Source organism: Novosphingobium aquae (assembly GCF_037572715.1).
Classification (GTDB): Bacteria; Pseudomonadota; Alphaproteobacteria; order Sphingomonadales; family Sphingomonadaceae; genus Novosphingobium; species Novosphingobium aquae.
Map to the genome: position 1 here is coordinate 25,283 of NZ_JBBHJY010000009.1, position 14,659 is coordinate 39,941.

A 14,659-nucleotide genomic window follows, 5' to 3' on the forward strand; every position below is an offset into this window, starting at 1 on the left:
AATTTTGTATATGCCTCAACTCTTCAAGAGCCTCTTTAAAACTAAATCTATTGCCAGCCCAATCGTGACATTCTCTAGTGGTTTTGAGAACGCCACCGACATCCACAACCTCAACTCATACAAGGACAGTTTGTACCTCTATATCGGCGTTTCGATGATTGCGAAGCGCGTCTCTGGTATTCCGCTTGAGCTGTACAAGATTAAAAACAAGAAGGGAGACGTAGCAGAAGTATTTGAGCACCCACTCCTTTCTCTTCTAGCGAAGCCTAATGCCCTACAAACTCCCCGCGAGTTCATGGAGCTATCGGCTACCCATTACATTCTCGCTGGCGAGGTGTTTTGGTTGTTAGATCGCAACGGCGCCAGCATCAATGCAATGAGCATCTTGCGCCCTGACTATGTCCAGGTGGTACTCTCCCAAGACCGGAAGACCGTCGTCGGTTACGAGTACACAAACGGCACTATCTACCGCTTTAAGCCGGAAGATATCATCCATATCTCAAACATTGACCCATCAAACCCGCTTCGTGGCGTCGGTGTGGTCCAACCGGCTACCTCTCGCATCCTCACCGAGATTGAGGCCACCAAATACCAGGCCAGCTTCTTCAAGAACCAAGGGCGACCAGACTTTGCTGTATTCGCTGACCAGGACGTATCCGAGGAAGGTGCGGCTGACTTCCGAGCACGTTGGAAGCGCATCTTTGGCCGCAACCAGGGCGGCAATGTCGCCATCTTTGGCAGTCAGGTGAAGTCGGTCCAGGAGCTGAACAAAACCCCGAAGGAAATGGACTTTATCGCCACTCAGAAATTCCTCCGCCAGGACATCCTCTCAGCCCTTCATATCCCAGAGGAAATGGTAGCGAGCGAAGGCTCCAACCGCGCGACCTCTAAGGAGGCGTACAAGATGTATCTCCAAGAGGCTGTTATTCCGGTCCTGGAGGCCCTTGTGGACGGCATGAATGCAAAGCTTGTGCCGCAGGTAGACCAGGCTGTCTTCATCCACTTCGATGACCCAACGCCGGTAGATCGTGATCTTCTCCTAAAGGAGACCACCGAACTTAAGAAGAATGGCATCATCACCGCCAACGAAGCCCGCTCTATGTACAACTACGATGCGATGGAAGGCGCGGACACGCTATCAGCCGTACCAGCTCAACCAGCCCAAACAGACCCAGCACTCCAAGACCAGGCTAAGAACTATATCCGCAAGCGTCCAATCCTAGCGCTCAAGCTCCAGGCTATCGAAGACGTTGTGGCAGCCCTCCAAGCGACCGAACCTAAGCGTCAAATGAACAGCATCTTCCCTAACCAGAAGGCCAAGGACGCCTACGCCAAAGCGGTAAACGACAACATCGACCGCAAAGCTGAAAAGGTAAAGGACACCTTAGACGATTTTCACGCCGGTATGCTCAAGCGCATCCTTGCTACCGATCTAGATGTACACTCATTCATGGACGTGCAAACCGAGAAAAAGGCCGCTAAAGACCTCTTTACCCCTATCATGGTGAAACTGTACAAGGAGGGTGGTCAAAGCGCTCTAGACGCCCTTTTCAAGAAGGCCAGCGCAGATCACTTCTTTGTTGACCAGGTCCTACTCACCGCCATTGAAGGCCGAGTAAACTTCTTCACCAACTCAATCATTGATACCACCTTTGAGGTGCTTAAGAGCAAGATTGTGGACGGTATCAAGGAAGGTCATAGCATCGAGAAAATCGGCCAATCTCTCCGAGATTACTTCGACGATATGAGTGTGAAACGTGCTCGCACCATCGCCCAGACCGAGACGAACTTCGTACTCTCAAAGGCTACCAATGACGCCTACGCTCAATCGAGTGTGGTGACTGGCAAAGAGTGGCTTACTGTCGGGGATGACAAGGTACGGCCTGAGCATGAGGACAACAATGGCGCGATTGTGAGTAAGGGCGAAGCATTCCCGAATGGTGAACACTACCCCGCAGAGGCGTCGGTAAACTGCCGATGTGTGTTGCTTCCGACCGTATAAAGCCCATTTTTAAGCGTCTGATATAATTTAAGTATGATTAAGGAGTTCCAACAAAAAGCACTAGAAATGACTGGCAAGCGCATTGACATCGACGTCACTGCTAAATCAGTCACCATCGACGAAAACAAGCACACTGCTACTTTCGTTATGTCCACCGCTAGAATTGATCGCCACGGCGACATTGTGGACCAAGATAGCTGGATTCTAGAGCACTTCGCTAAGAATGCCCCTCTATTCTGGGGCCACCGATCAAACGACTTCCCACTAGGTAAGTGGACAAAGGTATGGCTTGAGGCCGACCCCGAGCTACCAGGCGAGCAGATGCTCGTTGGTACTGCTGAGTTTGCGGTTGACGTACACCCTGACATCGCCCGCGCCTGGGCTCATGTGGTCCGTGGTGACCTTAATATGGTCTCTGTTGGATTCATCCCTCACGTTGTCGAATACGACGAAGCAAAGGACGCTTTTGTCCTTAAGAGTTGCGAACTTATGGAGTGTTCACTCGTTGGTATCGGCGCGAACCGTGGCGCTTTAGTAAAGGACGCCGATATAAAGGACAAACTTATTGAAGTTAAAAAGGACATTGAGGACAACATCCAGGAAACTGACCCGTCCGCTATCCGCAAACGCAACGCTATCACCCTTTTGAACAAGGCCATCCGACAATACACCAAGTGAGCGATATAATTGTACCCCTGTAATGGGCGCTCTTTTAAAAAATTAATCCATTAATACATTTATGGAAGATGAAACAACTGTTGACGTAGCTGCTGAGCAAACCACCGACGAAGTGGCTAAAATGCTCTCTGTTGCGACACAAAAAGCTGTTGAAGCTGGCGCGAAGGCCAATGAAGCAGCACTCGAAAAGGCAACTGAATCAGTTGGAAAGTTCTTTGACGCTGTATCAGCTAAGGCTGTTGCTGGCACTTCTAAGGTAGTTCTCCAAGACCAAAAGACAGCATCATTTGACGCTGATCAAGTGCTCAAGGATGCGAGTGCTCTTCTCCGCTCAAAAGGCTCAGTAGGCTTTACCTTCAAGAGTGAATCAGAACTTGATTACCTTGCTAAGGGTACAGATCGCACTGATCTAACTGGTGTCGTTATCGAACCAGATAAAGACGTTGAAATCAGCCGTCCTGCCCTCCGAAATACTTTCGTTGAGCAAATTGCGAATGTAGTTCCTACTACTTCTGATTCTGTAAAGTACACTGAGGTGCTCACCACAACAGGTGCGCCAGCTACTACTGCTGAGGCAGCCGCAATCCCAGAAGTAGACCGTACTTTTGGTATCGTCAGTGTCCCACTCCAGAAGATTGCCGGTATTTCAAAGCACTCAAATGAACTCTTGAAGTACGGTGCTGAGTTGGTTGCGGTCCTTAAGGACATGCTCGCAGTTGACCTCAACCTTATCGTTGATGGACAGCTTCTTAGTGGTAACGGGACAGCTCCGAACCTCCAAGGTGTACTTGGTGTCGCAGAAGTCCTTGATAGTGCTGCTATCGGCGCTCAAGTAGTCCCAAATGCCAACCTCTTTGACGTTTTGCGTATTGCAATGACAAAGATTGCGACCGCTGGGAAGGGTAAGTATGTAGCTAACTACATCGTCCTAAACCCTACCGATGCAGAAGAGCTTGACCTCACAAAGAACGCAAACGGTGACTACATCATGCCATCATTCGTGGCTGCTGGCGGTCAAACTATCAAGGGTGCCCGTGTTATTGAAAACACAGGTATCACTGCTGGTTCATTCCTTATTGGAGACTTCCGATACCTCAATGTCCGTCCAAATGGCGGTGTTGAAGTTGACTTCAGTAATTCAGATGGGACTGACTTCGCAAAGGGCATTGTCGCTATCCGTATGCAACGATACCTCGCTGCTTACGTGAAGAACAACGATAGCGCTGCCTTCATGACTGGAGACATCTCTGACGTTAAGGGCTACCTAGCAGCATAGTCGTATGAAAGCTGGCGACATTATTGAGAACTACCAAGGTAAATTCGCCAAGGTTATCGAGATTAAAGGTTCACGTTTTGGTCTATCCGCATGGGTATACAAAAAGGATGTAGCCGCTCTCGAAACCGTCCCAGTGATCTACCTGAATATGTTCGGATTGAAGCAAGTACTCAAATCAGAGGAGGCCAAGGCTCCAAAGGCCAAGGCTCCAAAGGCTGAATAGCTAGTAGGGAGGCTGAGTATATCGGCCTTCCGCTCAAGCTACTGAGCTTGAATTATAAAAATAAATTAAATTACCGTGGCAACATTCAACAAACTCAACGGATTTGTCGAGCACCTCGCCGAAAAAGTTCACAATCTCGGCTCAGACGTACTCACAATCGCCCTCTCGAACACCGCTCCAGGCTCAGAAGGCACTCCACCAACCGGCTCAACCGCCGCTTGTATCCTCGCTAACGTCACCCAAATCGCTTATACGAACCTCTCATCCCGCGTTATTACGACCACATCGTCAGCGCAGACAGCAGGCACGTATAAACTCACTCTGACAGACCTCACCTTGACCGCTACGGGCGCTGTAGGGCCTTTCCGATATGTCTATATCTACAATGACACTGCAACCACTCCAGCGGATGCACTCATTGGGTACTACGACTACGGAAGTTCTATTTCCCTAGCGACTGGTGAAAGTCTCACCATCAACTTTGACGACGCAAACGGCGTGCTCACACTCGCATAGCGACTGATAGAAAATAATTGAAAGCCCTTAGCACTCGCTCAGGGCTTTTGTTATACTTAGGGTAATACAAATTTAATCGTCTCATCAATGTCAATTTCAACCGTAGATGGCTACTTCGCCGCAGCAAAACAAAATATCCCTCTCACTAAGACCGCTTCACGCACTAGTGTAGCTCTCATCCCTTTTAGTACCTTTGACCTTGCTGGAAACCCAGGGGCAGGGACACTCGCAGGTTCATCAACCGCCGCTGGTATAGTGCCAACAGACGCAACCGCAGGCTGTCCGGTCATCAATGCCTTTGGAGGTGGCGCAACCGGCTACCTCACCCGTGTGGACTACGCAAACACTGTCCTGTCCCGCCTGGCTATCTACGACATGCTATTCAAGGCCGGAGCCTATGCTTTCAACGCTGCCACTACCCTAGCCTCACAACCGTCATTCCTCGGACGCTGCCCAGATGGAGCCGGAAATGGTAACGAAATCTGGATTGAAGCGGTTACAGCCTTCACTGGTAACTTGAGTATCGCCGTCACCTACACCAACCAAGCTGGCACGACCGGACGCACCACAGGAACAGTCGCGACCGGAGCAGCCCTCACTGTTGGCCGTATGGTCCAACTCCCACTCCAGGCTGGAGACAGTGGAGTGCAGAAGATTGAAAGTGTGACCGGCACTGTGGCAACGGTGGGGACGTTCAATGTCCTTGTCCTTCGTCCCCTTTGGAACCAACGCATCACCGTCGCAAACGGAGGCGGTATTGACGACTGGTTTAAGACTGGAGCGCCTATTGTGTACGCTGACAGCGCTATCATCGCTGTACCTCAAGCTGACTCAACCTCTACCGGCTTACCAGACATTATCATCGAGATAGCCAACGCTTAAATATGGCGAGCCCGTATCTATCAGGGCGAATTGGTAGGATTCAATCGGCCCACCTATTCAAAGTCAAATATGGAGCCGCGCCAGCAGCAGCACGGACTGTTTTCGATGCGGGTAGTCCGACTGTGGCGTCACCAACATCGGGCTTCAAGCAAGCTACGGTAAACGCTGCGCTCGTACCTTCCACACAGACGAACTTCCCTACCTATGTTGACCTTTCCAGGATGGGTATCACGAATATCGAAGAAGCAAAATCCGTCCGAGTGTACAGTGATGCTGCGAAGACTGTGGAACTACCGCGTGAGATTGTCTCAGCGGAAGAGATGTATGTGAAGATCAGCTCACTAACCTCGACAACGACTATCTATGTTGATTGGCTATCGAGTCGGGCTGATTATGCAGCTACCGATACATATGGCCGCAACGCTGTATGGTCGGACTATTTTGCTGTGTGGCACTTCCACGGAGACCCTGCGCAAAGAGTTGTAGATGCAACAGGGAACGCGCGTAATTGGACGGAGCGTATATCACCCACAGCCTTTGCTGATATCACCGGCGACCCGAACGCTGGTCTTAAAATGGATGGTCTCCTCTCTGGAAATACTAGCTCTACTACCTTGTACGACTGGCTGGATATGTCCTCAATCCAAGGCAACCTTGGAGCAAACCCATTCACCCTTTCCGTGTGGTTCAATCCAAGTGCAGTACCATCGTCAGCCATACCACTACGCCTCATTGGTGAGGAGCAAAACGACGCATCTGGTCGAAAGAACTTTTCAATCGACATCGTCAATACGGGCGCTGTAACTTTTCAGGCCAGTCCTGACCTTACAGCTTCTTTTTCAGTGACCACCTCGGCCTCCGCTTACTCAGCATCGCAATGGAATCACTTCGTTGGTCGTCGTCAGACTGACAACTTCCCGTCTGTGATGGTCAACGGCACAAAGACCACAGGTGGCACAGCCGTCACCACCACATACACCGCTGGAAATAACCTTTTCTGTTTAAATCGCCGGTTTAATACATCATATTCAACAGCCTACCGATACGCAGATGGTGTATACGGAGACGCCCGTTTGCGACTTTCTGACGTCGGAGATAATTGGATTACCACCGAATATAACAATATCTACTCTGAGTCTTCTTTCTGGGGGACATGGACGACTGTTTCAAGTGGTCCAAGTCCGTTAGACGCTGCCGTCGCTGCCTTCACAGAGACCGGCTTCGCCACTCCCCTCACAAGAGCGCTCCAGGTCGCGGCATCAGCTCAGACATACACCGAGACAGGTATCGCAGCGACGCTCTCAAAGGCGTACACGATGGACATCTCCGCCGCAGCATTTGCTCTGTCTGGATTAGATACAACCTACCAACGGACATACTCTTTACCCGCTACGGTAGCCACCTTCACTCTGACTGGCATCAGTGCTGAAACCCTCCTCAACCGTACAATCGCCGCCGTTGTCGCTACTTTCACCCTCTCAGGAGTGGGAGCAATCGTAGCTATTGGCAAGATTATGGATGCCACAGTCGCGACCTTCACAGAAACTGGTATCGCCGCGACTTTCTCTCGCACCTACGCCCTAGACGCTGCCCCTGGCACCTTCACCCTCACCGGCATCGCGAACACTCTTCCACGCACTTACGTGATGGACGCTGCCCAGACCACCTTCACCCTCACTGGCTATGCCTCATCTTTCCCTCTCGCGAATGTGATGCTCGCATCGACTGGAGTGTTCACTCTGACTGGGACTGACACCGCACTCCCGCGCGCGTACATCATACCGGTCACAGTTGGCACCTTCACCCTCACCGGCATCGCCGCTGTGACGGCCTACAATCGCGTCCTAGACGTCTCCGCCGCCTCTTTCGTGGAAAGTACCGTCTCAGCTACTTTCTTAAGCTCCTACGTCATCCAGGCGGCTCTAGCGACGTATGTGGAGACGAACATTGACGCTGTTATCGCGAAAGTGTTCCTTATCGACGGAGCAACGGCGTCCTTCACGCTTACAGGCATCACAACCGGCGTTTCAAAGGGTGTGGTGCTGGACGCCACAGTCGCGACCTTTACCCTCTCTAGCATTGACGCGACCTTCCAGCGGTCACTGGTATTTGACGCCACCACAACACCATTCACCCTCTCAGGTGTCGCTTCAACTCTCCCTAGGGCGCACATTTTCGATGTCGCTGTAGGTGCGTTCACCCTCACAGGCATTGCTGCTAGTCCGCAGAGAAACATCATCCTTGACGCAGCAGTTGGCTCTTTCGCCTTATCAGGCTCCACCACCGGCCTAGCCTCCTTGCTCCTACTCTCAGGGACCACCGCTACATATGCCGCAACCGCCATAGACGCGGCCATCCAAGCGACCGGCAGTCTTAGCGTGACATCTGGAGTGTTCGCACTCAGCGGAAGTGATGCAGAGCTTGCAAAACAGTTTGTACTAGCCGCAGCCCCTGGAGCGTTCACAATGACCGGAAATGCTACGACGTTCCAAAAGGTCTTTATACTGGACGCCGTAGCTATGGCCTACACTCAGGCAGCTCAGACTATCTCATTCCAGAAGGAGTCGCGAATTGACGCCGAACCCGCACTTTATACAGGTCTGGACAGCTCAATAACTTTCATTTCTGATCACTATGCGACGGTGGGAACAGGAAGCTTCACCCTTTCAGGAGTTGACGTTGAGACTACCTACGACCGGCCTCTCATTGTCGGTGTAGGTATCTTCGCAGTCTCCAGCTCGCCTGTAACCTTCCCGATCGTCACACCTGACATTACGGACCCATTCTCAGACGGTCCAAGTCCATTTGACCAGGCACCGAGGCCATTCTCTTCCAGCCCGAGCCCATTCAACTCACGAACCCGCATTTTCACCCCTCGTGAGCCGGTCGCTACTCGGCCCCCAAAGATTTACTAGTGTTATAATCTAAGCATGGAATACACTGATAAAACAGCGGTACAAAACTACCTCCTTACCAACATAGAAAACACTTTTGACACACAGCTAGCGGCGTACATAACCGCCATGACTGAATTTATTGACCAGAGAGCGGGGTATCCTATCTATCGAAACGCTGAAAGCACCAACCTATACGACGGCCAAGGTGACAATCTCCTCTCTATCAGTCCGGTATGTACCAATGATACTGTCACAACCATCGACGTGACCATTGACGGTGTAGCTGTTGACCCGCTCATGGCTCCATACAACAGCGTCACCAAGCGTGAGCTTGTCCTACGGGGTGAGGTATTCCCAACGGACTACGCCAACGTCGCAGTGACCGGCATCCATTCATTTGAGCCTACGCTTCCCGAGAAGATCAAGTGGGCTTGCACCGTGCTCGTGGCTGGCATCATCAATCAGGTGAACAACCAAACCGAGGGCGTCCAGTCCGAGAAGATAGGCGAGTACCAGGTGTCATACAAGGACCAGGCAGCCCGCGCTGACTTCACCCGAGCGCTTGAAATCATCGACGGCTATAAGCGCATAATGTTCTAAATATGCTCTCAGACCACTTCACAGATACCGTCACCGTTTCGCGTAGCACAGTGACCGGCAATAAGACTACTTATACACAGGTAGGTGACGCATTTGCGGCTCATATACAGCCTTTAGGCGACAAGTACGGCCAGGCAGATATGGGGCGAACCGGAAAGACCTTCCGCATGTTTACTCTCACCGAGGTACGCATTGGCGACCGCATCACCGACCAAACCACCACAAAGTATGAGTGCTACGGCCTTGCTAAGCAAAAGTTTCGAGGCAAGACGCATTATGAGGCCTTACTCCGCAGCGCATGAGGATAGAACTGGACATCGACGCTGTCGTACTCCAGGCCTATCTTAAGCGTTATCCCCAGGCAGTAGACGCAAGTATTAATATATTTAAGGATAGAGTGGGGTACACGCTTGAGAATGAAGCGAAGAAGATAGCTCCCGCCATCACCGGAAATCTTCGACGGCAAATGTGGTACTACCGAGGCGCAAAGGGTGCAGCTCTCTATTCGTATGCCGAGTACTCTAAATTTGTGCATGGCGCGCCGTACTACCAGAACAAAACAAAGCGCCGCGTCACACCTTTCTTTACCCGAGCACTCAAAAACAAGAACACCTTTATTAAGGAAGAATCCCGCGCCATCCTAGGTCGGGTGCTAAAATAAGCGTATGAGTTACCTACCAGAACAAATCCGTGAGGCGATCATCACTCGCATCACCGATTTCGCCACCACGCAATCGTCCTTTTACCGCACCCCGTCGCCAGCTCTGGACGCATCCTGGCCCGCCTTCATCCTTGAGTACGGCGAAAACCAAAACCTTTGGAACGGCTCAGAGAGTGATAAAAAGGTGTTTTTATTCAACCTCTATGTCGCTTACTCTTTCAATCCAGCGGATGACGACAGTATCGAGCTAGCTGAAAAGGCTATCTCCGACAGCATTGGTGAGCTGTACCGTGTCGTATTTGAAAAGCCTGGCTGTCTCAACCTAGCGAATGGCTGGGTCCGCGTCTCAAACGTGTCCTGGGGCTATGGTGGCAGCGAGGATGTGCCGCTTCGCATGGCGACTATGCAGATTGAGGTAAAGGTCCACCAAGACCGCTCATAAGGCTAGATGCTATACTATCTATATGCAAAAGGATATTAATACACGAAAAGGCGGTCACGCTACCGACATGCAGCCAGGCGAAGAGGTAGTACAAACCTACAACTTTCCTTCCCTTGGTGTATCTGTAGAAGCGAAGACTATGGATGAGGCATTAGAAAAAGCAAAGGCGATGTTTAAAAAAGATAACAAATAGCATATGACATTAGTACGTGGAGAAGATTACGCAGTAGGTGTAGCGATGGAGACCACTCCGAACACCTTTGTTGCTGCTACTGATTATGTGAGAATGCGTGAACCGGCTACCATCCAGCCAGTCGTTGAAAAGGTAGATATCAAGGAGACCCGCGCAACTGGCGTTTCTTCTAAGGGTCAGGAGATTACGATGACAAAGGTTGAGGGTGAAATTCCTCTAAACCTACGTTTTCGCTCAATCGGCTACTTCCTTAAGTCACTCCTTGGAACACTCACTTCCGCAACCGAAGCCGGTGAAACAATCGTTTATCGTCACTCGCTTTTGCTCAATACTGCTGTCGTTCAACCTAGCCTTTCCCTCTCAATGGCTCGTGGCTCTTTCACTCATAAGAAAGTGACCGGCGCAGTCGTCTCAAAGATGTCCCTCAGCTTCCCTGTTGACGACGTCATCAATGGTAATGTGACCATCAAGGCCCAAGGCGAAGCGACTAACTCAAACTTTACCGCCGCCTACGCTTCTACCGACCACCTCGCTCCTCACCAGACCGTCACTCTCAAGATCGCGGCGGATGTTGCAGGACTTTCCAGTGCAACCGCTATCGACGTCACCGACATGAAGATTGAGCTTGACCGTGGTACTCGTGAAAAGTTGAGTATCTCATCAGCTACCCCAATCGGCATGGTAGCCAAGCTCCTTTCTATCAGTGGTTCATTCACAATGGACAAGGACGACGACACCTACCGTGACCTAGCACTCGCTAACACTGTCAAGGCGCTTCAAATCCAAGTCAAGAACACTGCCCAGACTATCGGAGTGGCAGCGAAGCCAGAGCTTACTATTGTCCTTCCAAACGTGACATTCACTACCTCAGAAAAGCGACCACTTGACGACACTATCACCGAGGAAGTGTCATTCGTAGCGAACTACGACGACACCGCAGCGAAGGCTATCAGCATGTCTCTCGTAAACGAGAAGACCTCATACTAATCTCTTTATGGAATTCACCAAGGAAATTGAAACACCTATCGGCAAGCACAAGGTAGTCTTTAAGACTATGGTGACAGGGGCCGAGCGGGAGCAAATCGACGCTGCTCAAATGGAGTTTGTCCAGACTACCGACGGCAAAGAGTTTAAAGTGACCGATATGAAGAAGGTAGCCACCGCCTCAAAGCACGCGCTCCTTAAAATCTCGGTCCTCTCTATCGACGGTGATGAAATCGAGTGTTTCGCTCGCCTTCAAAAAATGTACGAACCAGACTACGCATTTGTCTGTGACGAGATTGAACGAACGCAAAAAAAAATGAAGGCATCGACCTCACCGGCATCATAACTATCTGTGAACACTTCGGTTGGGACTACTACACCTTCTATCGCCAACCGGACTTCTTCATCAGAGGAATAGTCAAATATCTAAAACAACAATCACAAAATGGAATCCAACGTAAAGGTTAAAATTGACGCGATTGATAACACCAAGGGTGCTTTTGCTAGTCTCTCTTTAAACCTGGAAAAAGTTGGTGAAGCCACAAGCTCAATGCGATCAAAAATGGAGGACCTCCAGCCGACCTTTCAGAAAATGGCGGCGGTCGGAACAGCGGCCTTTGCTGGCATAGCCGCCGCCTCTATCAAGAGCATCCATGCCTACGCTGAGGTGGAGCGAGCTCAGCGCCAGCTTAACAACGCCGTCATTAATGTCTCTAAAGGAACAAAAGAGCAGATTTCTGAGATAAACACACTGACTGCCGCCTTGGAGAAGAAAGCAGGCGTCGATGCAGACGCTTTAACAATGGGAGTTGCCCAGCTATCTACCTTTGGCCTTTCTACCAGCGCTGTTATCAACCTCACCAAGTCCCTAGCCGACCTCACCGTGAACCAGAACGGCGTCAACGCGACAAGTGAGGAGTACATCAGCAATGCCAATACCATTGCCAAGGCACTCAATGGGCAGTTTGGCGTACTGGAGCGGTCCGGCATTCGCTTCACGGAGGCGCAACAGAACCTTATTTTATATGGCAACGAGACGGAGCGTGTTGCCGCCCTCCAGGAGGGACTAAATCAGAACCTTCGAGAGACTACCGATACTGTAAGTGGTATAGATTTAAATGAAGCCCAGCTTTTGCGCTCAATCGAAAGCATTACCGAGGCGCTAGGACAGTCACTTGCTCCAGCATTTGCCGATATTGCTCAAAAGGTGCTGCCTATCATCCAGAGTTTTGCTGACTGGGCTGCGAAGAATCCTGAACTTACTGAAAAAATAGTTTTAGTAGCCGCCGCCATCGCCGCACTGATTGCAATAATGGGCGCTTTAGGGCTTGTCTTTTTGGCCTTCAACCCAATCGCCGCTGGTATCGTACTCGCCTTCGTAGGCGTCTCGGCTATCGTGTACGCTGTCAAGAATGCAATGGAGCAGTTTGGTGCCTCTTGGTCCAATGTTTGGACTGTAGTAAAAGACGCCACGCTTATTGCTATTGATGCAATGCTAGGGCCTCTTGATGAGATTGTCTCAGCAGTTGCCAGAGCGATTGAAGCCCTCGCATCGCTTCCAGGCGTCAAGAGCGCTGTCTCTATCACGAAGAACGCATTTAGCTCAATCACAGACCTATTCAGGGCGGATGGAGGTCCGGTCTCATCAGGCCGTGGCTATATCGTGGGGGAACGTGGCCCAGAATGGTTTGAGCCAGGTCAGAGCGGCACCATCATACCGAACCACGCCCTCGCCGGTGCTGGTGCGGGCGGCGGCACAAACATCACCCTCTACATCTCCGGCACATTCCTTGACGACCGCCAAGCGGCCAAGCGCCTAGGCACCGAGATCATGGGGATGCTCAAGCAAAACACTCGCCTATGATAACGATCACCCACAACGGTACTGACATTACGGACAAGGTGAGCCTAGACGGGTTTGAGATAAACGACGAGCGTAACAGCACCCGCGACACCCTCAACTTCACTGTCGAAAAGCAACCCAGCGGATTTACCCCCGTCCTAAACGCTGAAATCATCGTCACTAAGGATAGTGTGCGGATCTTCGGCGGCTCAATCATCTCAATGCAGACCGCTATCGAAGCGGCACCAACCGTCATCTACTCCGTTGATTGTGTCGATTACACCCACCAGATGGACCGCAAGCTAGTGATAGAGCGCTTCCTGGACCAAACCGTCGAGGACATCATCACGACCCTCGTGGCAAGCTACGCGCCGACCTACACCGTGGCAAACGTCGCAGCCGCCAGAGTCATCAGCCGCATCAGCTTCAATCGCCTCACTCTCTCTGAGTGCTTCGACAAACTAGCTAAACTCAGCAATTACAGTTGGTATGTGGACTACAACAAAGACATCCATTTTTTTGAACGCAACGAGGAACCGGCCCCCTTCAACCTCTCCGACACCAGCAACAACTTCGTTTTTTCCAGCCTACGCATCAAGTCTGACCTCTCGCAACTCCGCAACATCATCCAGGTCCAGGGCGGCGACCAACCTACAACATCACGCACAACCCTAGCTGCTGGAGACGGTGCGAAGACTGAGTTCCCGACAAACTTCAAATTCTCATCAACACCTACCGTTACCGTCAACGGCGTGTCTAAGACCGTAGGGACTGAATATATCGATACGACCGGCTTCGATTGCTATTGGAGCTTCCAGGAAAAGTACGTCCGCTTTGACCCTACCGCCATCCCACCCGTACCGACCGGCCCAGCCACCACCAACATCGCTATGACCGGAACACCGCTTGTCCCGCTTGTTGCCGTGGTCCCTGACAACGAGAGTGTCGTCACATATGGCGAGTTTGAGCACTCAGTCATCGAGAAGTCACTTCAAAGCCAGGACGAAACCATCACCCGAGGCCTGGCCGAGCTAGAGGCCTACGCCGCAGCGATCACCGACGCTTCTTTCGATACCTACACCCCAGGCCTCAAGTCCGGCCAGCTCATCACGATCGACAGCACCTTGCACGGTGTTACCGCTGATTACGTCATCCAGAGCGTCAGATTTCGCCCGTTCCCGAACGGTAGCGCTATAGATGGCGTTTGGTCCGTCACCCTCGCTTCAACCGCCTCTATGACGCTCGTGGAGGCTCTCAGAAGCTTGCTCAAGAAGGAAGAACTGGAGGCCGACGAGATGGAAGTGCTTTTGGCCTTCTATCGCTACGCGGACAGTGGGAATGGCGATGATACAGTAGACGACGCCTCATATACGACTAGGCCGTACTACCTCGCTAATGGCGCGGGGGTAGTATCAGCTGGAACCCCGTTCATTTGTAATTTTGCGAAACTGGAGGCGTGATA

At 51.3% G+C, this 14,659-nt stretch carries 16 protein-coding genes; all 16 read left to right on the top strand.

Features of this window, described 5'->3' with window-relative positions; genetic code table 11:
• Positions 1-10: 10 nt before the first annotated feature.
• The 16 genes from WG900_RS16045 to WG900_RS16125 all read left to right on the top strand — a co-directional run bounded on the left by WG900_RS16045 (position 11) and on the right by WG900_RS16125 (position 14,657).
• Positions 11-2,002 carry a phage portal protein gene (locus WG900_RS16045; protein ID WP_339968677.1) on the top strand — a complete coding sequence of 664 codons (1,992 nt, stop codon included), beginning with the start codon at positions 11-13 and terminating at the stop codon, positions 2,000-2,002.
• Positions 2,003-2,035: 33 nt separating this feature from the next.
• Entirely contained in the window at positions 2,036-2,680 is a 645-nt protein-coding gene (locus WG900_RS16050) for an HK97 family phage prohead protease (RefSeq protein ID WP_339968679.1), read from the top strand.
• Positions 2,681-2,741: 61 nt separating this feature from the next.
• The gene (locus tag WG900_RS16055; RefSeq protein ID WP_339968681.1) at positions 2,742-3,956 is read left to right on the top strand and encodes a phage major capsid protein; all 1,215 of its coding nucleotides are present in this window, start codon (positions 2,742-2,744) and stop codon (positions 3,954-3,956) included.
• A 4-nt stretch (positions 3,957-3,960) separates the two neighbouring features.
• Positions 3,961-4,179: a hypothetical protein gene (locus WG900_RS16060; RefSeq protein ID WP_339968683.1), complete on the top strand. Its 219-nt coding sequence runs from the start codon at positions 3,961-3,963 to the stop codon at positions 4,177-4,179.
• Between the two features lie 75 nt (positions 4,180-4,254).
• On the top strand, positions 4,255-4,695 hold the full coding sequence (locus WG900_RS16065; protein WP_339968685.1) for a hypothetical protein: 441 nt from the start codon (positions 4,255-4,257) through the stop codon (positions 4,693-4,695).
• A gap of 87 nt (positions 4,696-4,782) precedes the next feature.
• Positions 4,783-5,577 (top strand): hypothetical protein, encoded by a 795-nt coding sequence (locus WG900_RS16070; protein ID WP_339968687.1) that lies wholly within the window; start codon positions 4,783-4,785, stop codon positions 5,575-5,577.
• Positions 5,578-5,798: 221 nt separating this feature from the next.
• On the top strand, positions 5,799-8,492 hold the full coding sequence (locus WG900_RS16075; protein WP_339968689.1) for a hypothetical protein: 2,694 nt from the start codon (positions 5,799-5,801) through the stop codon (positions 8,490-8,492).
• Positions 8,493-8,507: 15 nt separating this feature from the next.
• Positions 8,508-9,074, top strand: coding sequence for a hypothetical protein (locus WG900_RS16080; protein WP_339968691.1), 567 nt, complete (start codon positions 8,508-8,510; stop codon positions 9,072-9,074).
• A gap of 50 nt (positions 9,075-9,124) precedes the next feature.
• The gene (locus tag WG900_RS16085) at positions 9,125-9,376 is read left to right on the top strand and encodes a hypothetical protein (protein WP_339968693.1); all 252 of its coding nucleotides are present in this window, start codon (positions 9,125-9,127) and stop codon (positions 9,374-9,376) included.
• Entirely contained in the window at positions 9,373-9,735 is a 363-nt protein-coding gene (locus tag WG900_RS16090; protein WP_339968695.1) for a hypothetical protein, read from the top strand. Before WG900_RS16085 ends, WG900_RS16090 begins: the two co-directional genes overlap by 4 nt.
• Positions 9,736-9,739: 4 nt before the next feature.
• The gene (locus WG900_RS16095; RefSeq protein WP_339968696.1) at positions 9,740-10,177 is read left to right on the top strand and encodes a hypothetical protein; all 438 of its coding nucleotides are present in this window, start codon (positions 9,740-9,742) and stop codon (positions 10,175-10,177) included.
• Between the two features lie 22 nt (positions 10,178-10,199).
• Positions 10,200-10,370, top strand: a complete 171-nt coding sequence (locus tag WG900_RS16100; protein WP_339968698.1) for a hypothetical protein — start codon at positions 10,200-10,202, stop codon at positions 10,368-10,370.
• A gap of 3 nt (positions 10,371-10,373) precedes the next feature.
• The gene (locus WG900_RS16105) at positions 10,374-11,357 is read left to right on the top strand and encodes a phage tail tube protein (protein ID WP_339968700.1); all 984 of its coding nucleotides are present in this window, start codon (positions 10,374-10,376) and stop codon (positions 11,355-11,357) included.
• 7 nt (positions 11,358-11,364) lie between these two features.
• Positions 11,365-11,700, top strand: coding sequence for a hypothetical protein (locus WG900_RS16110; protein ID WP_339968702.1), 336 nt, complete (start codon positions 11,365-11,367; stop codon positions 11,698-11,700).
• A 99-nt stretch (positions 11,701-11,799) separates the two neighbouring features.
• Positions 11,800-13,218 (top strand): phage tail tape measure protein, encoded by a 1,419-nt coding sequence (locus WG900_RS20245; protein ID WP_417598215.1) that lies wholly within the window; start codon positions 11,800-11,802, stop codon positions 13,216-13,218.
• Positions 13,215-14,657, top strand: a complete 1,443-nt coding sequence (locus WG900_RS16125; protein WP_339968704.1) for a hypothetical protein — start codon at positions 13,215-13,217, stop codon at positions 14,655-14,657. Before WG900_RS20245 ends, WG900_RS16125 begins: the two co-directional genes overlap by 4 nt.
• The last annotated feature ends 2 nt before the right edge of the window (positions 14,658-14,659 follow it).

Bases quoted from the DNA above. Each gene is read 5' to 3' on its own strand.
- WG900_RS16045 (WP_339968677.1), top strand. From the start codon at position 11: ATGCCTCAACTCTTCAAGAGCCTCTTTAAAACTAAATCTATTGCCAGC.
- WG900_RS16050 (WP_339968679.1), top strand. From the start codon at position 2,036: ATGATTAAGGAGTTCCAACAAAAAGCACTAGAAATGACTGGCAAGCGC.
- WG900_RS16055 (WP_339968681.1), top strand. From the start codon at position 2,742: ATGGAAGATGAAACAACTGTTGACGTAGCTGCTGAGCAAACCACCGAC.
- WG900_RS16060 (WP_339968683.1), top strand. From the start codon at position 3,961: ATGAAAGCTGGCGACATTATTGAGAACTACCAAGGTAAATTCGCCAAG.
- WG900_RS16070 (WP_339968687.1), top strand. From the start codon at position 4,783: ATGTCAATTTCAACCGTAGATGGCTACTTCGCCGCAGCAAAACAAAAT.
- WG900_RS16075 (WP_339968689.1), top strand. From the start codon at position 5,799: ATGGGTATCACGAATATCGAAGAAGCAAAATCCGTCCGAGTGTACAGT.
- WG900_RS16080 (WP_339968691.1), top strand. From the start codon at position 8,508: ATGGAATACACTGATAAAACAGCGGTACAAAACTACCTCCTTACCAAC.
- WG900_RS16090 (WP_339968695.1), top strand. From the start codon at position 9,373: ATGAGGATAGAACTGGACATCGACGCTGTCGTACTCCAGGCCTATCTT.
- WG900_RS16095 (WP_339968696.1), top strand. From the start codon at position 9,740: ATGAGTTACCTACCAGAACAAATCCGTGAGGCGATCATCACTCGCATC.
- WG900_RS16100 (WP_339968698.1), top strand. From the start codon at position 10,200: ATGCAAAAGGATATTAATACACGAAAAGGCGGTCACGCTACCGACATG.
- WG900_RS16105 (WP_339968700.1), top strand. From the start codon at position 10,374: ATGACATTAGTACGTGGAGAAGATTACGCAGTAGGTGTAGCGATGGAG.
- WG900_RS16110 (WP_339968702.1), top strand. From the start codon at position 11,365: ATGGAATTCACCAAGGAAATTGAAACACCTATCGGCAAGCACAAGGTA.
- WG900_RS20245 (WP_417598215.1), top strand. From the start codon at position 11,800: ATGGAATCCAACGTAAAGGTTAAAATTGACGCGATTGATAACACCAAG.
- WG900_RS16125 (WP_339968704.1), top strand. From the start codon at position 13,215: ATGATAACGATCACCCACAACGGTACTGACATTACGGACAAGGTGAGC.